We start from the raw sequence: 26779 nt of genomic DNA, 5'->3' as shown, positions 1-26779 counted from the left end.
GTCGCGCAATACGGGCGCGCGCTTACCCGTGGCGCGGGTATGTAGGCGCCTGCGCATCGCATTTTCGTTGATGCGCCTGCGTGTCGCAACCTGCAATGCGATGTGGCTGACCCGATGTGGCCGATGTGACGTCGCTCGCGTAACGCGATCCACTGACACATCGACGCGGGCATCAGGGCGCCGCGCCCGGGCTGGCGTCGCGCCGGCACGCTAGAATAACGCTTTGTCTGCCGCTCAGCGCCTGCCAACGAGTTCCAAGATGACTTTTCGCATCGCCCCAAGCATTCTTTCCGCCGACTTCGCCCGTCTCGGCGAAGAAGTGCGCAACGTGGTCGCCGCCGGCGCCGACTGGATCCACTTCGACGTGATGGACAACCATTACGTGCCTAACCTGACGATCGGCCCAATGGTCTGTGAAGCGATCCGCCCGCACGTCAACGTGCCGATCGACGTGCATCTGATGGTGCGTCCGGTGGACCGCCTCGTGCCAGACTTCGCAAGGGCGGGCGCGAACGTGATCAGCTTTCATCCAGAGGCGTCTGACCATATCGATCGCACGCTGTCACTGATCCGGGACCACGGTTGCAAGGCGGGATTGGTATTCAATCCCGCCACGTCGTTGAACTACCTGGACCATGTGATGGAGCGCATCGACCTGGTGTTGATTATGTCGGTGAATCCCGGTTTTGGCGGACAGTCGTTTATTCCCGAGGCACTGAACAAGCTGCGCGAAGCGCGGCGGCGCATCAACGCGTATGCAGCGCAGACGGGCCGCGAGATTCACCTGGAGGTGGACGGCGGCGTGAAGGCCGACAACATCGCACAGATCGCGGCGGCCGGCGCCGATACGTTTGTCGCGGGTTCGGCGATTTTCGGGCAGCCCGATTACCGGCAGGTGATTAACCAGATGCGCGCCGCACTCGGACGATGAACGCGTGATGACCGACACGAGCCTGACACCGGTCGCCGATGACGATCGTCGCGGTGCGCTCACCATTGGACCGATCGAGGCCGCAATCGTCGATTTGGATGGCACGATGGTCGATACCGCCGGCGATTTTACGGCGGCGCTCAACGCGGTGCTCGGCGAGCTGGGCTTGCCGCCGATCAACCAAGCCGAAGTCGTCGCCTACGTCGGCAAGGGCTCCGAGCATCTCGTGCGCAGCGTGCTGTCGGCACGCCTGCCGCCAGCCGCGGCCGAGCAGCGGTTCGATGTGGCACTGGCTGGATACCAACGGGCATACGCGGGGGTCAATGGCCGCCACACGCGGCTCTACCCGGACGTGATCCGCGGGCTGGACGCATTCGGGGCTGCGCGGATCAAGCTTGCATGCGTAACCAACAAACCGCTTCGATTCGCGCTCGAGTTGCTCGAACAGTATGGCCTGCGACCGTATTTCGAAGTGGTGCTCGGCGGCGACAGCCTGCCACGGAAAAAGCCGGACCCGTTACCGATGCTGGCCGCGTGCGACGCGCTCGGCGTGCCGCCCGCGCGGGCGGTCGCGATCGGCGACTCGGAAAACGACGCGCGCGCAGCGCGCGCCGCCGGGCTCGCGACGTTGACCGTGCCATACGGCTACAACCACGGCCAACCTGTACAATTGATCGACTCGGATGGTATAGTGGACTCGCTGCTGGAGGCGGCCCGCCGGGTAACGGCACCGTACGCCGCGCAGTAGCTTCCATCCCAGGGTATCCGCTACCATCGTCATGTTTCTGAACAGAAAACGCAGTCTTGGCAGTATCGACCGGGGAGCCTGGCCCTGGCGCTGCTGGCACGCCTGAGCGCGATCCCGCGCCGAAGCCCGTTGCTTGCGGGGTTTCGATTTCTCCCGTTTTTTGTTTTCGTTGTTGCTCCCAGCATCGCGGCGGTGTCCACGATGCACGCCGTGTAGCGCCGCCGCGTCCCGGTACGTCGGCTTTGGCACTTACGCTGCGGCCGGGCCGCGACATCGGCTCCGTGTATGCCGCGCCGTGCACGGAGCGCCAACAGGAATTGCCAACATGACCGAGCTCGAATTCCAGTCCCTTGCCAACGAAGGCTATAACCGCATTGCGCTGATTGCCGAGGCGCTCGCCGACCTCGATACGCCGCTGTCGCTGTATCTAAAGCTCGCCCAACCTGAACGGGGAGGCGCAAATTCGTTCCTGCTCGAGTCGGTGGTCGGCGGCGAACGCTTTGGCCGCTATTCATTCATCGGCCTACCCGCCCGCACCTTGTTGCGCACGCGGCAAGCCGGCGGCACCGGCATCACCGAAGTAGTGCACGACGACCAGGTCATCGAAACGCACGAAGGCGATCCGTTTGCATTCATCGCGCAGTTCCAGGCGCGCTTCAAGGTCGCGCTCCGACCCGGCATGCCCCGTTTCTGCGGTGGCCTGGCGGGCTACTTCGGCTACGATGCGGTGCGCTTCATTGAGAAGAAGCTCGCGCATTCAACGCCGAAGGACGATTTGGGCCTGCCGGACATCCAACTGCTGTTGACTGAAGAAGTGGCTGTGATCGACAACCTAGCGGGCAAGCTCTACCTCATTGTCTACGCCGATCCGGGTGCCCCGGAAGCGTACACACGCGCCAAGGAGCGGTTGCGCGAATTGCGCAACCGGTTACGCAGCCCGGCCCAGCCTCCGGTCACGTCGCCGACGGTGCGCACTGATACCTATCGCGAGTTCGCCAAAAATGACTATCTGGCCGCGGTGAGCAAGGCCAAGGAATACATCGCCGCCGGCGAACTGATGCAGGTGCAGGTCGGGCAGCGGATGACAAAACCGTTTCGCGACAATCCCCTATCGCTGTATCGCGCGCTGCGCTCGCTGAACCCGTCGCCGTACATGTATTTCTACAACTTCGGTGACTTCCACGTGGTCGGCGCGTCACCTGAGATCCTGGTACGACAGGAAGCGCGCGGCGGCGAGCAGATCGTGACGATCCGTCCGCTGGCCGGCACGCGCGCGCGCGGCAATACGCCGGAGCGTGACGCGCAGTTGGCGACGGAGTTGCTGAACGACCCGAAGGAGATCGCCGAGCACGTGATGCTGATCGATCTCGCACGCAATGACATCGGCCGCATCGCGCAAACGGGCTCCGTGGTCGTCACCGACAAGATGGTGATCGAGAAATACTCGCACGTGCAGCACATCGTCAGTTCGGTCGAGGGCAAGCTTAAGCCTGGCACGACGCCCTTCGATGTGCTGCGCGCCACGTTCCCAGCCGGCACGCTGTCCGGCGCCCCAAAGGTGCGCGCGCTGGAGTTGATCGATGAACTCGAGCCGGTCAAACGCGGCCTGTACGGCGGCGCGGTCGGCTATCTGTCATTTTCTGGCGAGATGGATCTGGCGATCACGATCCGCACCGGCGTGATCCACGGCGGCAACTTGTACACGCAGGCAGCCGCCGGCATCGTCGCCGATTCGGTACCTGAAGCAGAATGGCAGGAAACCGAGAACAAGGCACGTGCAGTATTGCGCGCCGCCGAGCACGTGCAGGATGGCCTGGATGCGCCGTTCTGATAGGGCGGCTCCCAGCGCAAGGAGATTGCCGATGTCGTTGACAGATTCAGCCGTCGCCAACACGCCCGAACCGCTCGATGCGGGCCCCGTCGTCTCTGCTGTCGCTCGCGCAGCCGGTTGCGTGGACAACATGCGCCCACCGCGCGCCCGCGTTCATGTTCGCGCCCGTTTGCGTCGGGCGCCTGGGGCGACCCCATGCCGGGCCGCACCGCACGGGTCCGCGGGCCAGCGGCCTCATCGCGGCGACTTTTCGTTCAATATCAGTCCATTGGGTGCCGTATGCTGCTGATGATCGATAACTATGACTCGTTCACCTACAACCTTGTCCAGTATTTCGGCGAGTTGGGCGAGCAGGTGCGGACCTACCGCAATGACGAAATCACCTGCGACGAGATCGCCGAGCTGGACCCCCAGCATATCTGCCTGTCACCCGGACCAAGCAATCCGCAGCATGCCGGCGTGACGCTCGCGGTAATCCAACGCTTCGCTGGCCGCATCCCGATGCTCGGCGTATGCCTGGGACACCAAGCGATCGGCGAGGCGTTCGGCGGCCGCATCGTGCGCGCCAAGACGATCATGCATGGTAAGGTCAGCGAAATCGAGACCGACCGGCGGGGGGTCTTCGCCGATCTGCCGCACCGCTTCAAGGTCACACGATACCACTCGCTGTCCATCGAGCGCGACACGCTGCCCGACTGCCTGGAAGTCTGCGCATGGACCGACGATGGCGAAATCATGGGCGTGCGCCATAAGACGCTGCCGATCGAGGGTGTGCAGTTTCACCCGGAATCGATCCTGTCCGAGCATGGCCATGCGCTGCTGGAGAATTTCATCACTCAAAGCCGCACTGCGGCGCTTGCCCGATGAGCGCGTCCCCTACTGGCGCGACGCCCCTGTCGGCGCCGCTCACTGGCCTGACCCGCACGGAGAACCGGATGCCCATCACCCCCCAGGAAGCGCTGCAGCGTACCATCGAGCACCGCGAGATCTTCCATGACGAGATGCTGCACTTGATGCGGATGATCATGCGCGGAGAAATGTCGCCGGTCATGGCGGCCGCCATCATCACCGGGCTACGCGTGAAGAAGGAAACGGTCGGTGAGATCGCCGCGGCGGCAACCGTCATGCGCGAGTTCGCCCACCACGTGCAGGTAGCCGACAACCGGCACTTTGTCGACATCGTGGGCACCGGTGGCGACGGTTCGCATACGTTCAATATCTCCACGGCGACGATGTTCGTGACCGCCGCAGCCGGTGCAAGGGTCGCCAAGCACGGCAATCGCGGCGTGTCATCCAAGTCCGGCAGCGCCGATGTGCTCGAGGCGCTTGGCGTCAACGTCAACCTAACGCCGGAGCAGGTGGCGCAGTCCATCGAGGCGACCGGCATGGGGTTCATGTTCGCGCCGAACCACCATCCGGCGATGAAGAACGTCGCGCCGATCCGTCGCGAAATGGGGATACGCACGATCTTTAATATACTGGGACCGTTAACCAATCCGGCTGGGGCGCCGAACCAACTGCAGGGCGTGTTCCACGAGGATCTGGTCGGCATCCAGGTCCGGGTGATGCAACGGCTTGGCGCAAACCACGTGCTGGTCGTCTACGGGCGAGATGGGATGGACGAGGTATCGCTCGGCGCGGCGACGCGGGTCGGCGAGTTGCGCGATGGCCAGGTGCACGAATACGAGATCCATCCCGAGGACTTTGGCCTGCAAATGGTGTCGAATCGCTCCCTGAAGGTCGCCAACGCGGACGGATCGAAAGCGATGCTGCTCAGCGCACTAGAGAATACGCCGGGCGTCGCCCGCGAGATCGTCGCGCTCAATGCCGGTGCCGCGCTGTATGCGGCCAACGTCGCCGCCTCGATCGGCGACGGGATCCGGCAAGCGCGCGAGGCAATTGCCAGCGGGGCCGCCCGTGCAAAGGTCGATGAACTTGTCCGTTTCACGCAGCAGTTGCGTCATTGAGCCAAGCAGAGCACCACCATGACTGATATCCTCGATCGCATTATTGCCGTCAAGCGCGATGAGATTCGTGCCGCGCAGGCGAGTGCGCCCCTGGCAGAATTGCAACTGAGCGCCCACGCGCGGCGCGGCGACCTGCGTGACTTCGTTGCTGCGTTGCGTGCCAAGCACGCGCTCGAACAGCCGGCGATCATCGCCGAGGTGAAAAAGGCCAGCCCCTCCAAGGGCGTGTTGCGCGAAACCTTCGTGCCAGCCGACATCGCCCGCTCGTACGCGCAGCACGGCGCCGCATGCTTGTCGGTACTCACGGACGCACAGTTTTTCCAGGGCAGCGCGCGCTACCTCCAGCAGGCTCGCGACGCGTGCACGCTGCCCGTGCTGCGCAAGGACTTCATCATCGACCCGTACCAGGTGCTGGAGGCGCGTGCGATGGGTGCGGACTGCATTCTGCTGATCGCCGCCGCGCTGGAGCCAGCGCAGATGCGCGAGCTGGAAGCGTACGCGCATTCGCTGGGGCTCGCGGTGCTGGTGGAAGTGCACAACGCGCACGAGCTGGACGTGGCGCTGACGCTGAAGACACCGCTGATCGGCGTCAACAACCGCAACCTGCGCACGTTCGCCGTCACGCTGGACACCACGCTTGGGCTCCTCGGCAGCATTCCCGACGAACGTATCGTAGTCACCGAGTCGGGGATTCTGACGCGCGACGACGTGGACCGGATGCGTGCAGCCGGCGTGCATACCTTCCTGGTCGGTGAGGCATTTATGCGCGCGGACAACCCCGGTGCCGCGCTCGCCGACATGTTTTTCGGACCGCAGCGTCCATGACGACGATGAGCATCGAACGGGAAATCAAGCTTGCGCTGCCGGCGTCGCGGGTCGAGGCCGCCCGCGCGCTACTCGCTGAGTTGAGCGGACAGGCCGGCCAACCGGTCGCGCTCGCCAACCTCTACTTCGATACGCCCGACGGCGGGCTCGCGCGCGCCGGCGGTGCGTTGCGATTGCGACGCACGCCCGATGGCTGGCTACAGACCTTCAAGTTTGGCGGTGGCGCGTCGGGCGGCGTGCACAGCCGCCATGAATGGGAAATGGCCGTGGCCGGTGAAGCGCTCGAACTCGACGCGCTGCTCGCCGCGTGCGGCGACGCACAAGCGCGCGCGCTCGTGCGCGACGCTGCGGCGACGCTCGTGCCACTGTTTCACACCCACTTCACGCGCACGCTATGGCCGCTTCACTGGACCGGCACACTCATCGAAGCCGCGTTGGACATTGGCGAAGTGCAAGCCGAGGTGGACGGCGCTTTGCGGCGCGCACCAATCTGCGAAATCGAGCTTGAATTGAAAGATGCGCCAAACGCCCGCGCGCATGCAGCCCTCGACGCGCTCGCCGACGTCATCCAGCAGCGCTTGCCGGGCACCACATCCGAAGACGTCAGCAAGGCCGAACGGGGTTATCGGTTGCGTAGCGGCCAGTAAGCCATCCGTTGTGGCCGGGCGCCCCACTCTTTTCTCTGCCTTTATCGCGATCATGGCTTCCCGCACTAAAAACTCCATCACCACCGCATTGCGCGGTGCCAGCGAGCAGCGAACCGAGCGCCCGCCGGCACCAGCCGAGCACCGGCGGGCGTCGGCCGAGCATGGGCAATCATCATTACCCGGCAACGCGTTGGCCGACGCTTGGCAACCATCGTTGTTTGACAATCCGCTGTCACCACCGCGTGAGTGCGCGGCCGCACCATCGTCCCGGTCAGGCCCTCCATCTTGCGCGGCGCTCACCCTCGAACAACAATTCGATAACCTGCCACCGGCGTGGCGCGCACACCTGGCGCCGTTCATCGGCAGTCCGGCATACGCGCGCCTGTGCGAGTTCGTCGACCACGAGCGCAGCAGCGGCAAGACGGTCTATCCGACGGACGTATTCCGCGCGTTGCATCTGACGTCGCCGGATGACGTCAAGGTGGTCATCCTAGGTCAGGATCCCTATCACGGCGAAGACAACGGCGTGCCACAGGCGCACGGACTGGCGTTTTCCGTGCCCCCCGGCGTCCGGCCTCCCCCATCGTTACGTAATATTTTCAAGGAAATTGCCGCGACCTTCGACCATGCGGTGCCACGCCATGGCTGCCTGGATGACTGGGCTCGGCAAGGGGTGCTGCTGCTCAATACGGTATTGACCGTGGAGCGCAACCGGGCAGCTAGCCATGCAAAGCGTGGCTGGGAGCCATGCACGGACACACTGATCGAGCACCTTGCCACGCAGCACGAAGGCCTCGTGTTCATGCTGTGGGGCTCGCATGCGCAAGCCAAACGACAGTTACTGCACGGCCGCGGCCACCAGATCCTCGAAGCGCCGCATCCGTCACCGCTGTCGGCGCACCGTGGCTTCCTCGGTTGCCGCCACTTCGCGCTCGCCAATGAACATCTGCGCCAGGTGGGTCGCGAGCCGATCGATTGGCGCGTGCCGTGAGCCGATTGGGGTCTGCTGCCGGCAACTGCGCATCACACGGCGGCAATCGCCTCGCGTGCCGCCGCCAGGCCGCTTTGCTTGGATTGCTCACCGAGGTTCAGCCCTTCGGCGAAGATGAACGTGACGTCGGTCAGGCCGATAAAGGCGAGGAACGTTTTCAAATAAGGCGTCTGCAAATCCGCCGGCGTGCCGAGGTACTTACCACCGCGCGCGGTCACGACATACACCTTCTTGCCTGTGATCAGTCCTTGTGGACCCTGCGCCGTATAGCGGAAGGTCACGCCGGCACGCGCGACGTAGTCAAAATACGCTTTCAACTGGCTCGAGATACCAAAGTTGTACATCGGCGCGCCGATGACAATGATGTCGGCAGCCTTCAACTGCGCCACCAACGCGTCGCTGCGGGCGATGATCGCCTGCTGCTGCGCATTGCGCTGTTCTGCCGGCGTGAAGAAGGCGCCCAGTACCGCCTCGTCCAGGTGCGGCAAGCTGTCGGTCAACAGATCGCGCACGACGAGCGTGGCATCCGGATGCGACTGTTGCAGCTTCGCCACCAATTCATTGGCCAACAGCGTGGATTGCGCGTCCTTGCGCGCAGCGGAATTAATCTGCAGAATCGTAGTCATCTTGGGGCTCCGTCAGGTTCAGTTCGGGCGTCATGCCCGCTTCAGGAGCCATCCTAGTTTTTTGGCGCAGTGCGAAAAAGGGCGTTGCGCGACACAGTTTGTTGCACTGGCGGAACGATCACCGGCCGGCATGCAACCACGCGTCGCGTGCGCGCTTGGCCGATGCAGGAATGGGCCGCGCCGTAAGCGTGTAGTGCGCGACCTCCGGTGCATCCAGCTTGAGTCGTACAGCGCGCAACTCATCTCGACGAAACGCGTGCACCTGCACCATGTCGCCGGGCCGATAACGGGCCAGCAGCGCATCGGGTCCGCTGCCGGGCACCCGCAACCCATCGATCGCCACCAACACGTCACCCGCGGATAAGCCGGCCTTTTGCGCCGCGCCACCATCGTAGACGCTCGCGAGCGTACAGTCACTGCCGGTACGCCAGCGCGCCCCCAACGAGGGTCTGCCATTCGTGTCGGCAGCAGCCAATTCCACACCGAACGGCGCGAGCAGTGCGTCCAGCGGCAAGTCGCGCGTGCCGTTCACCGCATCACGAAAGAGCCGGCTCAAGTCCGCGCCGCTCGCCTCGGCAAACAACGCCGGAATATCGGCCGCCTCGACGCCGGTTGGCCGCCCTGTGTAGAAGTCGCGTCCGTAGCGTTGCCACAGCAGACGCATCACGTCATCGAGCGACTTGCGATGGCGCGTTTGTGCCCGAATCGACAAGTCGAACGCCAGCGCGATCAGCGATCCCTTCGTGTAGTAACTGACGATCGCATTGCCCGCATTCTCGTCCTGCCGGTAGTACTTGATCCATGCATCGAACGAGCTTTCGGCCACGGTTTGACGCAATCGCCCGGCGCCGCGCAGCACGGAGCCGATTGTCTTGCCCAACTGTGCGAGGTATTCGTCCTGTGAGATCAACCCTGCTCGGACCAGCATGAGGCTTTCGTAGTACGACGTGAACCCCTCGAACAGCCAAAGCAGCGGCGTATAGTTTTCCTGCGTCAGATCGTACGGCGCAAACGCCGCCGGCTTGATCCGCTTCACGTTCCAGGTATGAAAGTACTCGTGACTGCACAGGCCGAGATACGAGCGATAGCCATCCGTGGTCTGCGGCTTGCCCTTTGCCGGCAGATCATCGCGCTTGCAGATCAGCGCGGTCGACGCGCGATGCTCAAGCCCACCGTATCCGTCGCCCACCGCCAGCGTCATGAACACGTACCGATCCATCGGCGCACGTTTCGTGCGGGGTTCAAACAGCGCAATCTGCGCTTCGCATATCCGCTTCAAGTCCGCGCACAACCGCGGCATGTCCAGCGCCTGTACTCTGCCTGCGATCACGACGTCGTGCGGCACACGGTGCGCATCGAAGCGGGCCAGCTCGAACTCGCCGACCGTGACCGGATGGTCGATTAATTCATCATAGTCCTGAGCGACGTACAGGCCGAATGCATAACGACGCGTGCCGCGCGCCTCGCGCAACGCGGTGGCCACCCGCCAGCCGCGATACGCGTTGCCTTCAGGACGCCGAATCTCCACCTCACACGGCTCCTGCTCGCGTCCGGCCACGGCCAGGAATACGCTGGTACCGTTGAAAAACCCGACCGACTCGTCTAGATGCGCGGCGCGCACCGACAGGTCCCACGCGTAGACCTCGTAGGTCAGCGTCAACGGGCCATCCACGGCGGCCGTACGCCACGTGTTCTTGTTCAGCTTGACGACGGCGACCTTGCGGCCAGCCTGGTTCGTGGCCCTCAGCGTCACAATATTGCGTGCAAATTCGCGAACCAGATAACTGCCCGGTATCCAAACCGGCAGCATAAACTGCTGGCCCTGCGGATCCGGATCCGTCACAGTCAACGTGACCTCGAACACGTGAGCGGCCGGGTGCTTCGGGATAATGGAATAACGAATCGGCTTCATCGAGATACGCAGGTAGGCGCCGGCCTGCTGGCCGGACAAATCGGGGTCACAGGCCGCCAATCAGCAAACCGTCAATGCTGCACGGACAGGGCCTTATCGAGCTGCTCGGCCGGCACTGCGCCGGGGAGCCGGCGTCCGTCGGCCAAGATGATCGTCGGCGTGCCGCTCACGTTCAACTTCTGGCCCAGCGCCAGGTTTTTCTGCAGCGCGCTGGTGTCGCAATTGCCGGCCCCGCTCGGTGACTGATGATCGAGCATCCACGCCTGCCACGCCTTCGCACGGTCCGCCGAACACCAAATCGCCTTCGCCTTCATGTCGGAGTCGGGCGAAAGTACCGGATACAGGAAGGTGTAGACGGTGATATTGTCGAACCCCTTCAGCGTCGTCTCCAGCCGCTTGCAGTATCCGCAATTCGGATCAGAGAACACTGCGAGCTTGCGCGCGCCATTACCCTTGACGACCTTGACGGCGTTGGCCAGGGGCAGGCTCGCAAAATCGACCTTGTTCAACTCGTCGTTGCGCGCCTGCGTCAGGTTCTTCCGCGTGCGAGTCTCCACCAGGTCGCCCAGCACCAGGTAATCGGCATGAGCGTCGCTATAGACGATTTCCTTGCCAAGATTAACCTCGTACAGTCCGGCGATCGGCGTCTTGGCCACGCCCTTCACGCTCGCGTCGGAACCGAGCCGGCTTTGCACCGCGGCCTTCACGCTGTTCAGGCTCGTATCGGCGAATGCGGAGTAGCTGGCCAACGCGGCGGCGGCCAGCAGCGTGCCGACCACCGAGGTCAGCGCGATCGTGCGAATTTGAAATGTCATCGTGGTTCCTTGCTGAATTGAGCGTACACGCGTCAGCCAAGCGCGGCCGACACCAGCCAGCGCTTGATGAAAGGCTGCGCACCGACCATCGCCATCCCGACATTGCGGATGCCGCGGGCCAGCCCGCCCGGCAGCGCAAACAACCGCTGCAGCCCATCGGTTGCGATGGTCAGCTTCTGAATGTCCTCGCGACGCGAACGCTCGTAACGTCTAAGCAGTGTCAGATCCCCGAGATCACGAAACGGTTCCTTGCGATTCACCACGTCCAGCAGCGCGGCAACATCGCGCAGTCCAAGGTTGACTCCCTGCCCCGCGAGCGGGTGAATCAGATGAGCCGCATCGCCGACGAGCGCCACGCGCGGCGCAATCAACCGATCCACCGTCTGCAGCGCAAGCGGAAATCCTTGCGTGGGGGACACGCCTTCGAGCGTGCCGACCTGACGCGAACTAGCACCGCCTGTGGCGGCCTCGATCCGTTCGGCCAGCGCCGGCAAATCCAGTTGCAGTAACGCATCCGCGTGCTCGGTGCGAGCGGACCAGACCAGCGACACGTGTGAGTCCGGCAACGGTAGCAACGCAAGGATCTCGCCGCCGATAAACCATTGGAATGCGGTTTCATGATGCGGCTTGCTACACCGGAAGTTCGCCACGACGCCCGTTTGCCGATAGTCGCGCCGTTTCACCTTCGCGCCGACCTGCTCCCGCACCCACGAGTATGCGCCATCCGCGCCGACAACCAGGTCGGCGGACAACACCCGCGCATCATCCAGCGTCACGCTGATGGCTTCAGGGTGATGTTGCAGCGCCTGGGCTCGCGATTCGCACCAAGTCAGTAGCGGCTGGAACCGCAATGCGGCGTCGAGCGCGCGTTCAATCAAGCTCGATTCGACGATCCACGCCAACTGCGGGACCGCCGCCTGAAATGCAGAAAAATGCAATTGTGCATGCGCATCGCCGAACACACGCATGTCGTACACTGGGCACAACCGCGCCGAGTCAAGGGCTTGCCAGACCCGCAGCCGCTCCAGCAACGCTTGTGAACTGGACGACAGCGCGTAGATACGCGTGTCGAACCGATGTTCGCTTGGCGCGGGCGCGCGCTGCGCGAGCAACGCGACGCGCAGGCCGGTCTGGGTCAGCGCGAGCGCGGCGGCCTTGCCGACTAGCCCGCCGCCGATCACAATGACTTGATGGTTCGAGTGTGCGGAATTCATTGGCACATTATAGCGGTCGGGGCCATGCCCCTTTGGCGTGAAATGCCTCACAAGCGGGTCACCATTCACGCCGGTTCGAAACACGCAGCGTTTGTGCCGGCGCAGCCGGGGCAGTGGGGCGCAGCGGCAACGTTGGTGAGCGGTCCGCATCGCTTTCCCGGTGTGTCAGGGCTTGAGTAACATGCCTTACCGTGTCATCACTTGTTCACGTTAAAAACAGTACGCGGTTACTGGTGTCTTTTTTTATTTATTTAGCGTCTTTTTTCAAAAAAGCCTTCAACACATTGAGATGTCGACTTCGCATCCACTGACTCCGAATCGCGCAACCCAATTCATATTTAGATCAAAGTCGCTAAGGTTCGAATTCCTTCAAATTTGGCAGCCTAGCAGTATGCAATCGACGATTCATAACAGCTCATCAGCAATAGGACGCTTTGGTGCAACTGACAATCAACAATGGGCCAATAAATCAACCGGCCCCTCAAGCGCGAACACACCTGCCAAGCCCTCCGAAATGGCCGTACGAATTGCGTTTGAGCTAAAAAAACGAAGATCGAATTTGGGATCCGATTCCAGCTCAGAATCCTCCTCCATATTGGACACACATATCGCTACCAAGCAATATGCGCCTGTCAACTTGAGAGGCAACGCTAATGCAGCGTCACCCGCAAGCTCCAGTGGGAGCGAATGGGACGCCGATGACGAAAATATCGCTACCAGCGACAGTATCGTTAGCCTCCGTCCCATTTCGGTCCAACAAGATCTTCATCGTGCTGCCGAGGCTGCGCAGGATCCGCGCGCCGACAGTCCCATCAAAAAGGACGAGCAGTCCGGCATTTCCGACACGCGCTTGCAGCAAACCGTCCCCCCCTCCTCACAAAAGAAACGGTTAATTTCTGGCATAGACAAGGATAAATTTGAGGCTGCGACAAAAAATATGTTCCGCCTCAATACGCCTCCCCAGCTATTCAAATCCTCGCAAGCAAGTGCCGGAGGTCAGGACACTCGCAACAAAATCAAGGTGGTGGAGCAGCACAGCGAAGCGGAACCATTTTCGCCCAATCTGCGTACAGAGATACAAAAACAGAAGGAAGTAATAGAGAAACTAAAAAAAGAACTTGCAGATCTTAAAGAAGCCAGCAATGAGATAAAGAGTACATCGATTAAAGCGAGGAGTCCGAACCCGTCGCCAACATTGTCCACGCCGGAACTGCCCGAGCCGCCGCAGTCACTGCACGCCGAAAGCATAAGATCTTCAATGGAGCATAGGTCCTACGAGCCATGGAACCCGACGCCGCTCCCCACTGCTAAGCGGCCGGGCAGGCTCAAGCGATTATTCGGCAAGCTTCGCCTCACGCAGATCGCGCAAGCCACGCAGGTTGATACTGGACACAGCCCTTTCAAACTGGAAAAAGTCGATACGAGGACGAACGCCACTATTAAGAGCAATAAATCCACCAAATCGACGCTTAGCACCCGGACTATTGAAGGAATGAAAAATTTAAAGCGAAAGTTCAGCCTCCGGCGACAGAAGTCTAGCACCGCCCACCAGTCCGCAACCGCCTGATACAGTCGCAGGCTCGTTAGATTCAGGGTACTCCTCGCGAACGTGCCGCCACGCGGGGATCACCCTGTGCAGGATTCGAATGCCCAATCCCCGTCGATCAGCGCCCGCTCCCGGGCTGCGCCTCCAAGCATTACCCCGACCAGCGGCCCGGACGGAACAAGGAGATAGAACCTTCCATTATCGTGGCTCGCACGGAACGACTGCTGCCAGCGTGATTCTAGGGGGCTAAACGCGTTGCCAATTACGGTGTCCAAACGCGCTACAATTAGTATCTTTAGAGTACCGAGCCAGTACGGAATCGCGCGTCAAATGAGCACGTTCGTCCGGCTTGTCTCGCCCCCCGAATGCATCCTGCGGCTGCCGCGACCCAGCGACCGGGATCGCAAATGACACGGCAACTAGCCGCAAACAGTTGATCCAAAAAGGTTTTCCATGAGCCTCAAATGCGGCATCGTCGGCTTGCCCAACGTCGGCAAGTCCACGCTCTTCAACGCGCTGACCAAGGCGGGCATCGCCGCCGAGAACTATCCGTTTTGCACGATCGAGCCGAATGTCGGCGTGGTCGAGGTGCCGGATTCGCGGCTCGACGCTTTGGCCCAGATCGTCAAGCCTGAGCGCGTGCTTCCGGCAGTCGTCGAGTTCGTCGATATCGCCGGGCTCGTCGCTGGGGCGAGCAAGGGCGAAGGCCTGGGTAATCAGTTCCTCGCCAACATCCGCGAAACGGACGCGATCACGCACGTGGTTCGCTGCTTCGACGACGACAACGTGATTCACGTCGCCGGCAAGGTGGACCCGCTCGCGGACATCGAAGTGATCCATACTGAGTTGGCGCTGGCCGACCTGGCGACCGTCGAGAAGGCGCTCGCACGCTATTCAAAGGCAGCAAAATCGGGCAATGACAAGGAAGCGGTCAAGCTAGCCGCCGTGTTGGACAAGGTGCGTGCACAACTGGACCAGGCACGCCCGGTCCGTGCGATGGATCTGTCCGACGACGAGCGCGCGTTGATCAAGCCGTTCTGCCTGATTACTGCGAAGCCGACGATGTACGTAGCCAACGTGCGAGAGGACGGCTTCGAGAACAATCCGTACCTCGATGCGGTGCGTGGCTACGCAGCGCAAGAAGGCTCGCCGGTCGTCGCCGTGTGCGCCGCCATCGAGGCGGAAATCGCCGAGTTGCCGGACGATGAAAAAGGCATTTTCCTGTCCGACATGGGCATGGATGAGCCTGGGCTGAATCGCGTGATTCGGGCAGGCTTCAGACTACTGGGGCTACAGACGTACTTCACCGCCGGCGTCAAGGAAGTCCGCGCGTGGACCATCCACGTCGGCGATACGGCGCCACAAGCGGCCGGTGTCATCCATACGGATTTCGAGCGCGGTTTCATCCGCGCTCAGACGATCTCGTACGATGACTACATCGTCTACAAAGGCGAGCAAGGCGCGAAGGAAGCGGGCAAGATGCGGGCCGAAGGCAAGGAGTACGTGGTCCAGGATGGAGATGTGATGAACTTCTTGTTCAACGTCTAACTGTTCAACGTCTAACGCGCTGTTGCCGGCGCGCGCTCCAGTAGCGCTGCGTTTCACAACACCATGCCGCTGGTCGGACGCCGGCCACGCACCGCCGACATCATTGAACGCCCGCCGTGCCAGCCCCGCCCATGGCGGGCACACGCGAACGGAACAGTCCCGTCGTCAATGGCGAGATGTCCGCGGCTCGCTTCGTGACTCACGCATCGCCACCTCCACTGCCACCGCAGTACCCGACATTGCACCGCGGCAAGCTGCGCGCGTCACCCACGGCCATGTCCGTGCATTGTGGTCCCTGCCCCGCTACTCAGGCAACGGCAGCGACACCTCGGCATCCGGCACGCCGGCGGCCGAGGCCTGCCGGCGCCCCACCGCCGCACCAGTGGCGTCCCCTCCTCGCGTCAACGCCAGCGCCTGGCGCTCGAACAACCGCCGGTAGAAGCCGCCCTCCACGCGAATCAATTCATCGTGGCTGCCTTCCTCGACAATCCGCCCCTTATCCATCACGAGCAGCCGGTCCAGTGCTCGGACCGTCGACAGACGGTGCGCGACGACCAGCGTTGTGCGCCCCATCATCAGTCGCTCCATCGCCCGCTGGATCAGCACCTCGCTCTCGCTGTCCAGGCTAGAGGTCGCCTCGTCCAGGATGAGGATCGGCGCGTCGGCGAGGAAGGCACGCGCGATCGCCACCCGCTGGCGCTCGCCGCCGGACAGTTTGACGCCCCGCTCGCCAACCAACGTCTCGTAGCCGTCGGGCAGCGCGGTGATGAAGTCGTGAGCGCTGGCCAGCTTCGCCGCCCGCTCAATTTCCGCGCGGCTTGCGCCGGGCTTCGCATACGCGATGTTTTCGGCCAGCGAGCGATGGAACAGCAGGGGCTCCTGCTGCACGATCGCGATCTGGCTGCGCAGCGACGCCTGCTGGACGTCGGCGATGTTCTGCCCGTCGATCATGATCTGCCCGCTGCTTACGTCGTGCAGCCGCTGGATCAGCTTAATGAACGTCGTCTTGCCCGAGCCTGAATGGCCGACCAGGCCGACACGCTCGCCGGGGGCGATGCGCACAGAGAAATCCTCATACAGCGGTGTTGTGTGAGCGCCGTATCGGAACGTCACGTGCTCGAAGCAGATCTCGCCCCGGCGGATCACGATACGCCCCGCGCCCGGTTTGTCGTCGATACCCAAGGGCTGCGCCTGCAACGACACCAGTTCCTCCATGTCGTTGACTGAACGCTGCAGGTTGCGGATGTGCATGCCCACTTCGCGCAGATACCCCTGCAACATGAAGAACAGGGTCAGCGCAAAGGTGATGTCGCCCACGCTGGCCAAGTCGCGAACCCACAGCAGCAGGGCCACCCCGAGAATCGCAGCCTGCATCGCGACCAGCATGCCACCCTGCACGCCACCGTTGAGCGTACCGCGGATCCAAGTACGGCGCGTGCGTTGTCGCCACTTGACGATTACACGGGCAAGGCGCGCGTCCTCGCGCTGTTCGGCACCGAACGCCTTCACCACAGCGTTGCAGCTGACCGCGTCGGCCAACGCGCCGCCCATCCGCGTGTCCCACGCATTCCCCAGCCGCGCGGCCGGCGCCACGTAACCAAGCGATAGCACCACAGTGACCGCGACATACACAATTGATCCGATGCCAACCACGATGCCCATCACCGGCCACTGCACGCCGAGCAGCACGGTGGCACCGACGAGCATGACCAGCGACGGCAGCAGCGCGATCAGCAACGTGTCGTTAAGCAGGTCCAGCGCCCACATACCGCGCGTGACCTTGCGCACCGTCGAGCCGGCAAAGCTGTTTGCATGCCAGTCGGCGGAGAAACGCTGCACGCGATAGAACGCGCTGGACGCAATCTCGCTCATCATCTTTAGCGTGAGCACGATGATGTTCAGGAAACCAAACTGGCGCATCAACATGCCACCCAACCCTAGCGCCGCCAGGGTCCAGAAGGCCGAAACCGCCGCGCGCCATGCGGCCTGCTTGCCGGCGGCGCCGCTCGCGCTGGTGGTAAGCGCGTCGATCAGGCGTCCCGCATAAAGCGGCGTCAGCACATCGGCGAGCGCTGACAACAACGCCAGTGATGCGATCGCCGCGATCCGCCAGGGCTGCTTACCCCAATGCGAAAAGGTGAAACCGAGGACAGCCTTGAAGGCTTGTCCGCCAAAGTTGATTTTTTTTCGAACCATTTGCCACGGCCCGCGACTCGCTGGTCGCAGGACTGCCCAAGAGAGAAACAGAAACGGACAGACGATGCGGGCCGGATAAAACCGGCGACAAGCAGCGGATCTGTCGGGAAACCGCGCGGGTGCTCGGCAACCCGCGCCGGCAGCGCCTAACGGTGCTGTAGCGCCACGCGTGGGACGGCGATCTGCGGTATCAACATCACTGCGCCTCCCTCGGTGTCGGTTGATCAGAACAGGAAAGAAAAGTGGGACATGCCCGAAACCGGATCGTAGCAGCAGCGCAATACAACTGCAAACTACGGCAATTTAGCATGCGGTGGCCACGAGCGGGCGGTGTCGCGCCGCCTCATTCTATAGCACCGCTCGCACGTCGGCCAAGCCACCACACGGCCAATGCGACCTGCCATCGGCGCCCGGAGCCGTACAATAGTGGTTTTAGGCAGCCGCGCACGCGCTTTGCGCCCGTGCCAAGCTGCCCCCTCCAGCTTCGTCTCCGTTACGCAAACCCAATGGCTCAATACGTCTTTACCATGAACCGGGTCGGCAAGATCGTGCCGCCCAAGCGACATATCCTGAAGGACATCTCGCTGTCGTTCTTTCCCGGCGCGAAGATCGGTGTGCTCGGCCTGAATGGCTCGGGCAAATCGACCTTGCTGAAAATCATGGCCGGATTGGACAAGGACATCGAGGGTGACGCAACCCCGATGTCCAACATCCAGATCGGCTACCTGCCACAGGAGCCACAACTCAACCCGCAGCACACGGTCAAGCAAGCGGTCGAGGAAGGCCTTGGCGAGCTGTTCCACGCGCAGCAGCGGCTTGATGAAATCTACGCGGCCTATGCGGAGCCGGACGCCGACTTCGACGCGCTAGCCGCTGACCAGGCCAAGTACGAGGCGATCCTGGCCACCGCCGAAGGCGGTAGCGCTGAGCAGCAACTCGAGGTGGCAGCCGACGCGCTGCGACTGCCACCATGGGACGCCCGGATCGAGCACTTATCCGGCGGCGAGAAACGCCGTGTCGCGCTGTGCAAGCTGCTGCTGCAAAAGCCCGACATGCTGCTGCTCGACGAGCCGACGAACCACCTCGACGCGGAATCGGTCGAGTGGCTCGAACAATTCCTGGTGCGCTTCTCGGGCACGGTCGTGGCCGTCACGCACGATCGCTACTTCCTGGATAACGCAGCGGAGTGGATTCTGGAGTTGGACCGGGGCCACGGCATCCCGTGGAAAGGCAATTACAGCAGTTGGCTGGACCAGAAGGAAACTCGCCTGAAGCAGGAAGAGGCGGCGGAGTCCGCTCGTCAGAAGGCAATTCATAAGGAACTGGAGTGGGTACGCCAGAATCCGAAGGGCCGCCAGGCCAAGTCCAAGGCGCGTATCGCCCGCTTCGAAGAATTGAACAGCGTCGAATACCAGAAGCGCAACGAGACGCAGGAGATCTTCATCCCGGTGGGCGAGCGTCTCGGCAACGAAGTCATCGAATTTCAGAACGTCAGCAAAAGCTTCGGCGACCGCCTACTGATCGACAATCTAAGCTTTTCGGTACCACCCGGCGCGATCGTCGGCATCATCGGGCCGAACGGTGCGGGCAAGTCGACGCTGTTCCGGATGATCACGGGCCGCGAGCAACCGGACTGCGGCACCGTCAAACTCGGACCCACGGTCAAGCTCGCCTATGTGGACCAAAGCCGTGATGCGCTGGCCGCCGACAAAACGGTGTTCGAGGAAATTTCCGGCGGCGCGGACGTGCTGACGGTCGGCCGCTACGAAACGCCATCGCGTGCGTACATCGGCCGCTTCAATTTCCGCGGCGCCGATCAGCAAAAGCAGGTCGGGAACCTGTCAGGAGGCGAACGCGGACGGCTGCACATGGCCAAGACGCTGATCGCCGGGGGTAACGTGCTGCTGCTAGACGAACCGTCAAACGACCTGGACGTCGAAACGTTGCGCGCGCTCGAGGATGCGCTGCTCGAATTCGCGGGATCAGTGATGGTGATTTCGCACGACCGCTGGTTCCTGGACCGGATTGCCACGCACATCCTCGCGTTTGAAGGCGACTCGCAGGTGGTGTTCTTCAATGGCAACTACCAGGAATATGAAGCCGACAAGCGAGCACGGCTTGGCGACGAGGCAGCCGCACCGAAGCGGCTGCGGTACAAGCCGATCACGCGTTGACATCAGATCGCGGGCCGCTTGTGCGGCTCAGATCGGCAGCCCCAGTTGCCCAATTGGCGCAGGCGTTGGCGCGTCGATGCGGCATCCATGTGATGCGCGCCGCGCCAGCCAATCGCGTCGGCCGCCTGCGCGTTGTACTGGTTGTCGTCGATGAAGGCGATTTCACCCAGCTGGATGTCCGGCAGATGCGGGTGGGACACGGCGCGGTCAACCGGAAGATCCGCGGTTCCGGCTTGGCCGGCTTCAGACGCCCGGAAATCGCGATGTAGCGTTAGATTGCCGCGGTGCGGGTCTCGAGCCACGCCTTCGCGTCGCTGCTCAGATGCTTGCCGACCCGCTCACGCACTTGCGCGTGATAAGCATTGAGCCAGGCCACTTCGTCTTCACGCAGCAACGACCGCTCGATGCAACGGGTATCGATCGGACACAGCGTCAACGTCTCAAAGCAGAGGAACTCACCGAACTCGCTCGTGCGCGCCGGCTGGCTCAACAGCAAGTTTTCGATGCGGATGCCCCACTGGCCGGGACGGTAAATACCAGGCTCGTTCGACGTAATCATGCCTTTTTCCATCGCCGTGTAGGACTCGGCCGGCGCGTAGTGCGAAATCACCTGCGGTCCTTCATGCACGTTCAGGAAGTAGCCGACCCCATGGCCCGTGCCGTGTCCAAAGTCCATGCATGCGTCCCAAATCGGCGCCCGTGCGATTGCGTCCAGCATCGGCGAGCGCACGCCCCGCGGAAACGTCGTGCGCGACAACGCAATCATGCCCTTGAGCACCAGCGTGAAATCGCGCCGCTGCTCGGCGCGGGTCCGGCCCACCGGCACAACGCGTGTGATATCGGTGGTGCCGCCCAGATACTGGCCGCCGGAGTCGATCAACAGCAGACCGTCGCCCTCGATTAGTGCATGCGACTGCGGCGTCGCGCGATAGTGCGGCATCGCGCCATTGGCGTTGAACGCGGCGATCGTCGGAAAGCTAAGGGACACGAAGCCGGGGCGGCGTGCTCGCGCGGCGGTAAGCTTTTCGTCGATTGTCAATTCGGTGAGGCGCTCGCGCCCGAGTGCCTGTTCAAACCACGCAAAAAATTCCGCAAGCGCAGCGCCGTCCTGCTCCATCGTCGCGCGCACATGGACGGCTTCCGCTTGCGTCTTGCGCGACTTTGCGAAGGTCGACGGATTCACCGCCTCGACGAGTTTCACACCAGGCTGCACGGCTTGCATCAACCCATACGTGACGCGGCGCGGATCGATCAGCAGCGTGCTATCGGGCTCAATCGCGGCTAGCGCCGCCGGCGCATCCCTGTAGGGGGCAACGCGCACGCCGTCTTGCGCCAACCGCTCGCGCAACATCGCGTCGATCTTGCCGTCGGCCACGTACAGCGTCGCGTGCTGCGGCCCAATTAACGCGTGCGCGACAAAGACCGGGTTGTAGCTCACGTCGGCGCCGCGCAGGTTGAAAATCCATGCGATGTCATCCAACGTGGAGACGAAATGCCAATCCGCACCGTTGTCGCGCATCGCGCTGCGCAACTGGTCGAGCTTTTGCGCGCGGGTCACGGGCGCGTAGGAAAGATCGTGCTCGTACACCGGCGTCCCAGGCAGCGTCGGTCGGCCGTCCCAGATTAGCTCGAGCAGGTCCACGTCGGCGCGCAGTTGCACACCAGCCGCCTGCAACGCGTCCTGCAACACACGGGCGGCGGCCAGGCCCAGCGTGCTGCCATCCACGCCGACCTGCGCACCGGGTTCCAGGTGCGTGGCGAGCCAGTCCACATGGGGCTGCGTCTGCCCCGCCTGAATCCTCATCAACTCGATGCCGCTGTCGGCCAGTTCCGCGGCAGCCTGCACCCAGTAACGGCTGTCGGTCCACAGTCCCGCAAAGTCCGACGTCACGACCAACAGACCCGCCGAGCCAGTGAAGCCAGACAGCCACGCACGGCCCTGCCAGCGTTGCGGCAGGTACTCGGACAAGTGCGGATCAGCGGACGGCACGATATACGCGGCCAGATCGGCACGCTTCATCGCATCGCGCAGCCGCGCTAGCCGCTCGGGGAAGGAGACCGCCTGATCGGCGGCGGTTTGTCGGGCGTTCATTGAGTTCACCGGCAAAAAGGATGTGAGCCAAGCGAGACGGTCACGGCCACGGCCGTCATCGCGCCAAGCACGCACAGCGACCATTCGAGCACCTCGCCATCCTCGAACAGCCCACTCGCGTTGCCGGCCAGTTTAACCGCACCGGCGGCCAACGCGCCGAGATAAGCGCGGGCAGTGCCGCCGTGCGGCGTGCCGGATGGCGCCGGCAGCCGGGGGTGGCCAACGGCCAAAAAAGTTATAATGATGGGCTACTTTTGACGGCAACCATGCACCTGCTCACCATCGGGATCAACCACCACACCGCGCCGGTCGCATTGCGCGAGCGCGTGGCGTTTCCGCTCGAGCAGATCAAGCCAGCCTTGCACACGCTTAAGGACGCGTGGGCGCGGCGCGATGAGGCACACATCGCGGCCCCCAGTGCCGCCACGCGTATCGCGCACGCACAGCAAGCACTGGCGGAGGCCGCGATACTGTCAACCTGCAATCGGACCGAACTCTACTGTGCGACCGACGACCGCGCCGCGCGCGAACATGCGATCGCGTGGCTGTCGAGCTATCACCGGATCTCGGTCGAGAAGCTTGCCCCGCATATCTACGCGTTGCCGCAGTCCGAAGCAGTCCGCCATGCGATGCGAGTGGCATCGGGCCTGGACTCGATGGTGCTCGGCGAAACCCAGATCCTGGGCCAAATGAAGGACGCCGTGCGTACCGCGTCGGAAGCCGGTGCGCTCGGTACCTACCTGAACCAGTTGTTTCAGCGTACGTTCGCGGTGGCCAAGGAAGTGCGCGGGCAGACGGAGATCGGCGCGCATTCGGTATCGATGGCTGCCGCGGCAGTGCGGTTGGCGCAACGCATTTTCGAGAACATCGCCGGGCAACGCGTGTTGTTCATCGGTGCCGGCGAGATGATCGAGTTGTGTGCGACGCATTTCGCCGCGCAGAATCCGCGTGAGCTGATCGTCGCCAACCGCACCGTGGAGCGCGGCAGCAAGCTAGCCGAGCGCTTCGGCGGCAAGGCGATCATGCTCGCCGAGCTGCCGTCGCGGCTGCACGAGTTCGACATCGTCGTGTCATGTACCGCGTCTACCCTGCCGCTCATCGGCCTGGGCGCGGTAGAGCGCGCGCTCAAGGCACGCAAGCACCGGCCAATGTTCATGGTGGACCTGGCGGTGCCGCGCGACATCGAGCCCGAAGTGGCCGAGCTGGACGACGTGTTCCTTTATACGGTGGACGACCTCGGCTCGATCGTGCGGGAAAGCAATGCCATCCGGCAAGCCGCCGTCGCGCAGGCCGAGGCGATTATCGAGACACGCGTGCAAGCCTTTATGCACTGGCTCGAGCAACGCAGCATCGTGCCGGTGATCCGTCACATGCACACGCAAGCCGACCGGCTGCGCCGCGTGGAGTTGGAGCGCGCTCAGAAAATGCTGGCACGCGGCGACGATCCCGCCGCCGTGCTCGAGGCACTGTCGCAGGCGCTGACCAACAAGTTCATCCATGGTCCGACGCATGCGCTGACCCACGCGGCCGGCGGCGATCGCGACAAGCTGGTCGACCTGATGTCCGGCTTCTACCAGCACGCCGGCCCCTCTGAGCGTTAGTGGCGCTCGCCCCCGCCGGCACGCGCGTATCGTCGAGCGTGCCTTCGTTTTCCATTGAACGCGACCCCGTTCGCACCCTTTGCCAGATGCGCCGATGAAACCGAGTATGCAAGCCAAGCTGGAGCAGCTTACCAAGCGACTGCCGGAGTTGAACGAACTACTTTCGCGCGAAGATGTCACGTCCGATCTCGACCAGTACCGCAAGCTGACCCGCGAGCACGCGGAACTCGCGCCAGTGGTCGAGCAATATGCGCAGTGGAAAACCGCGCGCAACGATGAGGCGACCGCTCAGGAATTGCTGACCGATCCATCGATGCGGGATTTCGCGGAGGACGAACTTAATACGGCGCGCAGCCGGATGGAGCAACTGGAGCGCGACTTGCAGAAAATGCTACTGCCCAAGGACCCGAACGACGAGCGCAACATCTTTGTGGAAATTCGCGCCGGCACCGGCGGCGACGAGAGCGCGCTATTCGCCGGCGATCTGCTGCGCATGTACCTGCGCTATGCGGAACGCCATCGCTGGCAGGTCGAGATGATGTCGGAAAGCGCGTCGGACCTGGGCGGCTATAAGGAAGTGATCGTTCGTATCATCGGCCAGGGCGCCTATTCGCGGCTCAAATTCGAGTCAGGCGGGCATCGCGTGCAGCGGGTGCCGGCCACCGAGACGCAGGGGCGTATCCACACGTCGGCTTGCACGGTCGCCGTGATGCCAGAAGCGGACGAGATCGCCGAAATCGAGCTTAATCCAGCCGATTTGCGCATTGACACGTTCCGCGCGTCTGGCGCCGGCGGCCAGCACATCAACAAGACCGACTCGGCGGTGCGCATCACGCACCTGCCAACCGGCATCGTAGTGGAATGCCAGGACGATCGCTCGCAGCACAAAAACAAGGACCGCGCGATGAAGGTGCTGGCCGCCCGCATTAAGGACAAGCAATATCAGGAGCAGCATGCGAAGGAGGCCGCCACCCGCAAAAGCCTCGTGGGCTCGGGCGATCGCTCCGAGCGCATTCGCACCTACAATTTCCCGCAGGGCCGGCTGACCGACCACCGGATCAACGTGACGCTGTACAAGCTGGAACAGATGATGGACGGCGACCTAGACGCGCTCATCGACGCGCTTGTCTCGGAACATCAGGCCGAGCTGCTCGCCGCGATGGGCGAGATCGAGTAAGCGCATCATGACTTGCGTCGCGCAACTGCTGCGAAACTCGCCGCTGGCCCCGCTGGAAGCCCGGATTCTGCTCGCCCACGTGCTGGATTGGCCGCGTACCGCGCTGATCACGCGTGCTGACGACACGCTGCCAAACGCGTTATCGGCGCGCTTTCTGGCGTTGCAGGCCCGGCGAGTCGAGGGCGAGCCGATCGCGCAACTGGTCGGTTCGCGCGAATTCTTCGGGCTCGACTTCGATGTGACGCCGCACGTGCTGATCCCGCGTCCGGAGACGGAGCTGCTGGTTGAGTGCGCGCTGAACGCGGTACAGACAATCCCGTCCCCCCGCATACTCGATCTTGGCACTGGCAGCGGCGCCATCGCGATTGCGATCGCCCATACGCGCCCGGATGCGCGGATCGTCGCCACGGATCGCTGTGCTGGCGCGCTGGACGTCGCGCGGCGCAATGCGCGGCGCCTGCTCGGCGACGCGGCGCTTGCGCCGGCACTGCCGGTATCGGCCGCGCGTCATGATTTCGTCACGTCGGGCACACCGACGCAGCCCCGTCTCGCACTGCGCCACGGCACTTGGTTCGACGCGCTTAGCGAGCCGCATCGCCTCGCCCCGGCACGCTTTGACGCCATCGTCAGCAATCCGCCCTATATCGCCGCGTCGGACCCGCATCTGCGCGAGGGCGACCTGCGCTTTGAGCCGCTGGACGCGCTGACCGACCACGCAGACGGGCTCAGCGCGATTCGCGCGATCGTCACCGGTTCCGTCGCGTGGCTGGCGCCGGGCGCCACACTCTGGCTGGAACACGGGTACGACCAGGCTGAAGCCGTGCGCGCGCTGCTCGATGCGCACGGCTTTGACTCGGTACGCTCCGTGCGAGACCTGGCCGGCATCGAGCGCGTCACCTGCGGCAGCCGATAGCAGGCCGCAACGCCGGCCCGGGCAGACGAAATCCGCTATCATCTAATCCAAACCGCATTTAAAGCAAGGTCAGCCATGGATACCCAAGAGCGCATCAAACAAATCGTTAGCGACCACCCGGTCGTGCTGTTCATGAAGGGCACCGCGCAATTCCCGATGTGCGGCTTCTCCGGCCGAGCCATCCAGGTCCTGAAGGCATGCGGCGTCGATTCGGTGCATACGGTCAATGTCCTCGAGGACGAGGCAGTGCGGCAAGGCATCAAGACGTTCTCGAACTGGCCCACGATCCCGCAGTTGTACGTGAACGGTGAATTCGTCGGTGGCTCGGACATCATGATGGAGATGTACCAGTCCGGAGAATTGCAGCAGTTGTTCACGAATGCCTCATGACGCGCGGCCGTCGACACGACGGCTAATCGTCGCGATCACCGGCGCCACCGGCGCCGCCTATGGCGCCGGCGTGCTGCGCGCGCTGCGTGAGTTGGACGGCGTCGAAAGCCATCTGGTCGTCTCCAGTGCCGGCTGGCTCAATGTACGACACGAATTAGGCATCGAGCGCGCGGCGCTCGAACAGTTGGCGCATTACGTGCACAATCCGCGCGACATCGGCGCAACCCTCGCCAGCGGCTCGTTTCAGACGGACGGCATGATCGTGGCACCGTGCTCGATGAAAACGCTGGCCAGCATCGCGCATGGCCTGTCCGACAACCTAATTGCCCGGGCTGCCGATGTCACACTGAAGGAGCGGCGCCGGCTTGTGCTGATGGTTCGCGAAACGCCGCTCAATCTCGCGCATCTGCGCAACATGACGGCCGTCACTGAGATGGGTGGCATTGTGTTCCCACCGGTGCCGGCGTTCTACCACCGCCCCGCGACGATCGACGAATTGGTGGCCGATACCGTCGCGCGCGCGCTAGATATGTTCGGCCTCGCGGCAGCACGCTCGCGGGCATGGACGGGACTGGCACCGGCGCGGGATTGACAACCGGCACGACACAATCCGTTTCCCGCTGTCGCATTTATTA

The 26779-nt window shown here is 63.0% G+C and carries 24 protein-coding genes; 16 read left to right on the top strand and 8 right to left on the bottom strand.

Annotation, left to right across the window (positions count from 1 at the left end; translation table 11 throughout):
- The first annotated feature begins 259 nt into the window (after positions 1 to 259).
- From rpe to RBRH_RS05040, 8 genes are all read left to right on the top strand, one after another.
- Entirely contained in the window at positions 260 to 931 is a 672-nt protein-coding gene (gene rpe / locus RBRH_RS05075; protein ID WP_041753335.1) for a ribulose-phosphate 3-epimerase, read from the top strand.
- A gap of 7 nt (positions 932 to 938) precedes the next feature.
- Positions 939 to 1679, top strand: a complete 741-nt coding sequence (locus tag RBRH_RS05070; protein WP_041753333.1) for a phosphoglycolate phosphatase — start codon at positions 939 to 941, stop codon at positions 1677 to 1679.
- A 325-nt stretch (positions 1680 to 2004) separates the two neighbouring features.
- The gene (trpE, locus tag RBRH_RS05065; RefSeq protein WP_041753331.1) at positions 2005 to 3510 is read left to right on the top strand and encodes an anthranilate synthase component I; all 1506 of its coding nucleotides are present in this window, start codon (positions 2005 to 2007) and stop codon (positions 3508 to 3510) included.
- Positions 3511 to 3789: 279 nt separating this feature from the next.
- On the top strand, positions 3790 to 4377 hold the full coding sequence (locus tag RBRH_RS05060; RefSeq protein WP_041753329.1) for an anthranilate synthase component II: 588 nt from the start codon (positions 3790 to 3792) through the stop codon (positions 4375 to 4377).
- A 68-nt stretch (positions 4378 to 4445) separates the two neighbouring features.
- Entirely contained in the window at positions 4446 to 5477 is a 1032-nt protein-coding gene (trpD, locus tag RBRH_RS05055) for an anthranilate phosphoribosyltransferase (RefSeq protein WP_041754180.1), read from the top strand.
- Positions 5478 to 5495: 18 nt separating this feature from the next.
- On the top strand, positions 5496 to 6302 hold the full coding sequence (gene trpC, locus RBRH_RS05050; protein WP_013434925.1) for an indole-3-glycerol phosphate synthase TrpC: 807 nt from the start codon (positions 5496 to 5498) through the stop codon (positions 6300 to 6302).
- Positions 6303 to 6307: 5 nt separating this feature from the next.
- Complete coding sequence (locus RBRH_RS05045) at positions 6308 to 6949, top strand: CYTH domain-containing protein (protein WP_041754178.1); 642 nt, start codon at positions 6308 to 6310, stop codon at positions 6947 to 6949.
- A 52-nt stretch (positions 6950 to 7001) separates the two neighbouring features.
- Complete coding sequence (locus tag RBRH_RS05040) at positions 7002 to 7940, top strand: uracil-DNA glycosylase (RefSeq protein ID WP_173362420.1); 939 nt, start codon at positions 7002 to 7004, stop codon at positions 7938 to 7940.
- A gap of 32 nt (positions 7941 to 7972) precedes the next feature.
- On the opposite strand, the gene RBRH_RS05035 is transcribed toward RBRH_RS05040, so the two are convergent.
- From RBRH_RS05035 to RBRH_RS05020, 4 genes are all read right to left on the bottom strand, one after another.
- The gene (locus tag RBRH_RS05035; RefSeq protein WP_013434922.1) at positions 7973 to 8566 is read right to left on the bottom strand and encodes an FMN-dependent NADH-azoreductase; all 594 of its coding nucleotides are present in this window, start codon (positions 8564 to 8566) and stop codon (positions 7973 to 7975) included.
- Between the two features lie 118 nt (positions 8567 to 8684).
- A complete protein-coding gene (locus RBRH_RS05030; RefSeq protein WP_041754175.1) occupies positions 8685 to 10478 on the bottom strand; it encodes a M61 family metallopeptidase in 1794 nt (597 codons plus the stop codon).
- 71 nt (positions 10479 to 10549) lie between these two features.
- Positions 10550 to 11293, bottom strand: coding sequence for a DsbC family protein (locus RBRH_RS05025; RefSeq protein WP_013434920.1), 744 nt, complete (start codon positions 11291 to 11293; stop codon positions 10550 to 10552).
- A gap of 32 nt (positions 11294 to 11325) precedes the next feature.
- The gene (locus RBRH_RS05020) at positions 11326 to 12507 is read right to left on the bottom strand and encodes a UbiH/UbiF family hydroxylase (protein WP_041753326.1); all 1182 of its coding nucleotides are present in this window, start codon (positions 12505 to 12507) and stop codon (positions 11326 to 11328) included.
- A gap of 391 nt (positions 12508 to 12898) precedes the next feature.
- On the opposite strand from RBRH_RS05020, the gene RBRH_RS05015 reads away from it, so the two are divergent.
- The gene (locus RBRH_RS05015) at positions 12899 to 14074 is read left to right on the top strand and encodes a hypothetical protein (RefSeq protein WP_157864352.1); all 1176 of its coding nucleotides are present in this window, start codon (positions 12899 to 12901) and stop codon (positions 14072 to 14074) included.
- A 432-nt stretch (positions 14075 to 14506) separates the two neighbouring features.
- Positions 14507 to 15601, top strand: a complete 1095-nt coding sequence (gene ychF / locus RBRH_RS05010; protein WP_013434917.1) for a redox-regulated ATPase YchF — start codon at positions 14507 to 14509, stop codon at positions 15599 to 15601.
- 303 nt (positions 15602 to 15904) lie between these two features.
- On the opposite strand, the gene RBRH_RS05005 is transcribed toward ychF, so the two are convergent.
- Positions 15905 to 17797 (bottom strand): ABC transporter ATP-binding protein, encoded by a 1893-nt coding sequence (locus RBRH_RS05005; RefSeq protein ID WP_013434916.1) that lies wholly within the window; start codon positions 17795 to 17797, stop codon positions 15905 to 15907.
- A gap of 506 nt (positions 17798 to 18303) precedes the next feature.
- Between RBRH_RS05005 and ettA the strand changes: the two genes are divergently transcribed.
- Positions 18304 to 19971 (top strand): energy-dependent translational throttle protein EttA, encoded by a 1668-nt coding sequence (gene ettA / locus RBRH_RS05000; protein ID WP_041753322.1) that lies wholly within the window; start codon positions 18304 to 18306, stop codon positions 19969 to 19971.
- A gap of 2 nt (positions 19972 to 19973) precedes the next feature.
- On the opposite strand, the gene RBRH_RS04995 is transcribed toward ettA, so the two are convergent.
- From RBRH_RS04995 to RBRH_RS04985, 3 genes are all read right to left on the bottom strand, one after another.
- Positions 19974 to 20171, bottom strand: a complete 198-nt coding sequence (locus tag RBRH_RS04995; protein WP_157864351.1) for a hypothetical protein — start codon at positions 20169 to 20171, stop codon at positions 19974 to 19976.
- A 71-nt stretch (positions 20172 to 20242) separates the two neighbouring features.
- Positions 20243 to 22063, bottom strand: coding sequence for an aminopeptidase P family protein (locus tag RBRH_RS04990; RefSeq protein ID WP_041753321.1), 1821 nt, complete (start codon positions 22061 to 22063; stop codon positions 20243 to 20245).
- A 5-nt stretch (positions 22064 to 22068) separates the two neighbouring features.
- Positions 22069 to 22293, bottom strand: coding sequence for a hypothetical protein (locus tag RBRH_RS04985; protein WP_013434912.1), 225 nt, complete (start codon positions 22291 to 22293; stop codon positions 22069 to 22071).
- Positions 22294 to 22329: 36 nt separating this feature from the next.
- On the opposite strand from RBRH_RS04985, the gene hemA reads away from it, so the two are divergent.
- The 5 genes from hemA (at position 22330) to RBRH_RS04960 (ending at position 26736) form a co-directional block, all read left to right on the top strand.
- Positions 22330 to 23664, top strand: a complete 1335-nt coding sequence (hemA, locus tag RBRH_RS04980; protein WP_041753318.1) for a glutamyl-tRNA reductase — start codon at positions 22330 to 22332, stop codon at positions 23662 to 23664.
- A gap of 94 nt (positions 23665 to 23758) precedes the next feature.
- Entirely contained in the window at positions 23759 to 24841 is a 1083-nt protein-coding gene (gene prfA, locus RBRH_RS04975) for a peptide chain release factor 1 (protein ID WP_041753317.1), read from the top strand.
- A gap of 7 nt (positions 24842 to 24848) precedes the next feature.
- Complete coding sequence (gene prmC, locus RBRH_RS04970) at positions 24849 to 25754, top strand: peptide chain release factor N(5)-glutamine methyltransferase (RefSeq protein WP_041753315.1); 906 nt, start codon at positions 24849 to 24851, stop codon at positions 25752 to 25754.
- A gap of 75 nt (positions 25755 to 25829) precedes the next feature.
- On the top strand, positions 25830 to 26144 hold the full coding sequence (gene grxD / locus RBRH_RS04965; RefSeq protein WP_013434908.1) for a Grx4 family monothiol glutaredoxin: 315 nt from the start codon (positions 25830 to 25832) through the stop codon (positions 26142 to 26144).
- Positions 26134 to 26736, top strand: coding sequence for a UbiX family flavin prenyltransferase (locus RBRH_RS04960; protein WP_013434907.1), 603 nt, complete (start codon positions 26134 to 26136; stop codon positions 26734 to 26736). Before grxD ends, RBRH_RS04960 begins: the two co-directional genes overlap by 11 nt.
- Positions 26737 to 26779: the final 43 nt, after the last annotated feature.

The organism is Mycetohabitans rhizoxinica HKI 454, from assembly GCF_000198775.1.
Lineage (GTDB): Bacteria > Pseudomonadota > Gammaproteobacteria > Burkholderiales > Burkholderiaceae > Mycetohabitans > Mycetohabitans rhizoxinica.
The sequence above is the reverse complement of the archived record's forward strand: the minus strand, read 5'-3'. Positions and strand labels throughout refer to the sequence as shown.

What these genes read in the sequence shown, in the direction of transcription:
- rpe (WP_041753335.1), top strand. Translation starts at nt 260, where the DNA reads ATGACTTTTCGCATCGCCCCAAGCATTCTTTCCGCCGACTTCGCCCGT.
- RBRH_RS05070 (WP_041753333.1), top strand. Translation starts at nt 939, where the DNA reads ATGACCGACACGAGCCTGACACCGGTCGCCGATGACGATCGTCGCGGT.
- trpE (WP_041753331.1), top strand. Translation starts at nt 2,005, where the DNA reads ATGACCGAGCTCGAATTCCAGTCCCTTGCCAACGAAGGCTATAACCGC.
- RBRH_RS05060 (WP_041753329.1), top strand. Translation starts at nt 3,790, where the DNA reads ATGCTGCTGATGATCGATAACTATGACTCGTTCACCTACAACCTTGTC.
- trpD (WP_041754180.1), top strand. Translation starts at nt 4,446, where the DNA reads ATGCCCATCACCCCCCAGGAAGCGCTGCAGCGTACCATCGAGCACCGC.
- trpC (WP_013434925.1), top strand. Translation starts at nt 5,496, where the DNA reads ATGACTGATATCCTCGATCGCATTATTGCCGTCAAGCGCGATGAGATT.
- RBRH_RS05045 (WP_041754178.1), top strand. Translation starts at nt 6,308, where the DNA reads ATGAGCATCGAACGGGAAATCAAGCTTGCGCTGCCGGCGTCGCGGGTC.
- RBRH_RS05040 (WP_173362420.1), top strand. Translation starts at nt 7,002, where the DNA reads ATGGCTTCCCGCACTAAAAACTCCATCACCACCGCATTGCGCGGTGCC.
- RBRH_RS05035 (WP_013434922.1), bottom strand. Translation starts at nt 8,566, where the DNA reads ATGACTACGATTCTGCAGATTAATTCCGCTGCGCGCAAGGACGCGCAA.
- RBRH_RS05030 (WP_041754175.1), bottom strand. Translation starts at nt 10,478, where the DNA reads ATGAAGCCGATTCGTTATTCCATTATCCCGAAGCACCCGGCCGCTCAC.
- RBRH_RS05025 (WP_013434920.1), bottom strand. Translation starts at nt 11,293, where the DNA reads ATGACATTTCAAATTCGCACGATCGCGCTGACCTCGGTGGTCGGCACG.
- RBRH_RS05020 (WP_041753326.1), bottom strand. Translation starts at nt 12,507, where the DNA reads ATGAATTCCGCACACTCGAACCATCAAGTCATTGTGATCGGCGGCGGG.
- RBRH_RS05015 (WP_157864352.1), top strand. Translation starts at nt 12,899, where the DNA reads ATGCAATCGACGATTCATAACAGCTCATCAGCAATAGGACGCTTTGGT.
- ychF (WP_013434917.1), top strand. Translation starts at nt 14,507, where the DNA reads ATGAGCCTCAAATGCGGCATCGTCGGCTTGCCCAACGTCGGCAAGTCC.
- RBRH_RS05005 (WP_013434916.1), bottom strand. Translation starts at nt 17,797, where the DNA reads ATGGTTCGAAAAAAAATCAACTTTGGCGGACAAGCCTTCAAGGCTGTC.
- ettA (WP_041753322.1), top strand. Translation starts at nt 18,304, where the DNA reads ATGGCTCAATACGTCTTTACCATGAACCGGGTCGGCAAGATCGTGCCG.
- RBRH_RS04990 (WP_041753321.1), bottom strand. Translation starts at nt 22,063, where the DNA reads ATGAACGCCCGACAAACCGCCGCCGATCAGGCGGTCTCCTTCCCCGAG.
- hemA (WP_041753318.1), top strand. Translation starts at nt 22,330, where the DNA reads ATGCACCTGCTCACCATCGGGATCAACCACCACACCGCGCCGGTCGCA.
- prfA (WP_041753317.1), top strand. Translation starts at nt 23,759, where the DNA reads ATGAAACCGAGTATGCAAGCCAAGCTGGAGCAGCTTACCAAGCGACTG.
- prmC (WP_041753315.1), top strand. Translation starts at nt 24,849, where the DNA reads ATGACTTGCGTCGCGCAACTGCTGCGAAACTCGCCGCTGGCCCCGCTG.
- grxD (WP_013434908.1), top strand. Translation starts at nt 25,830, where the DNA reads ATGGATACCCAAGAGCGCATCAAACAAATCGTTAGCGACCACCCGGTC.
- RBRH_RS04960 (WP_013434907.1), top strand. Translation starts at nt 26,134, where the DNA reads ATGCCTCATGACGCGCGGCCGTCGACACGACGGCTAATCGTCGCGATC.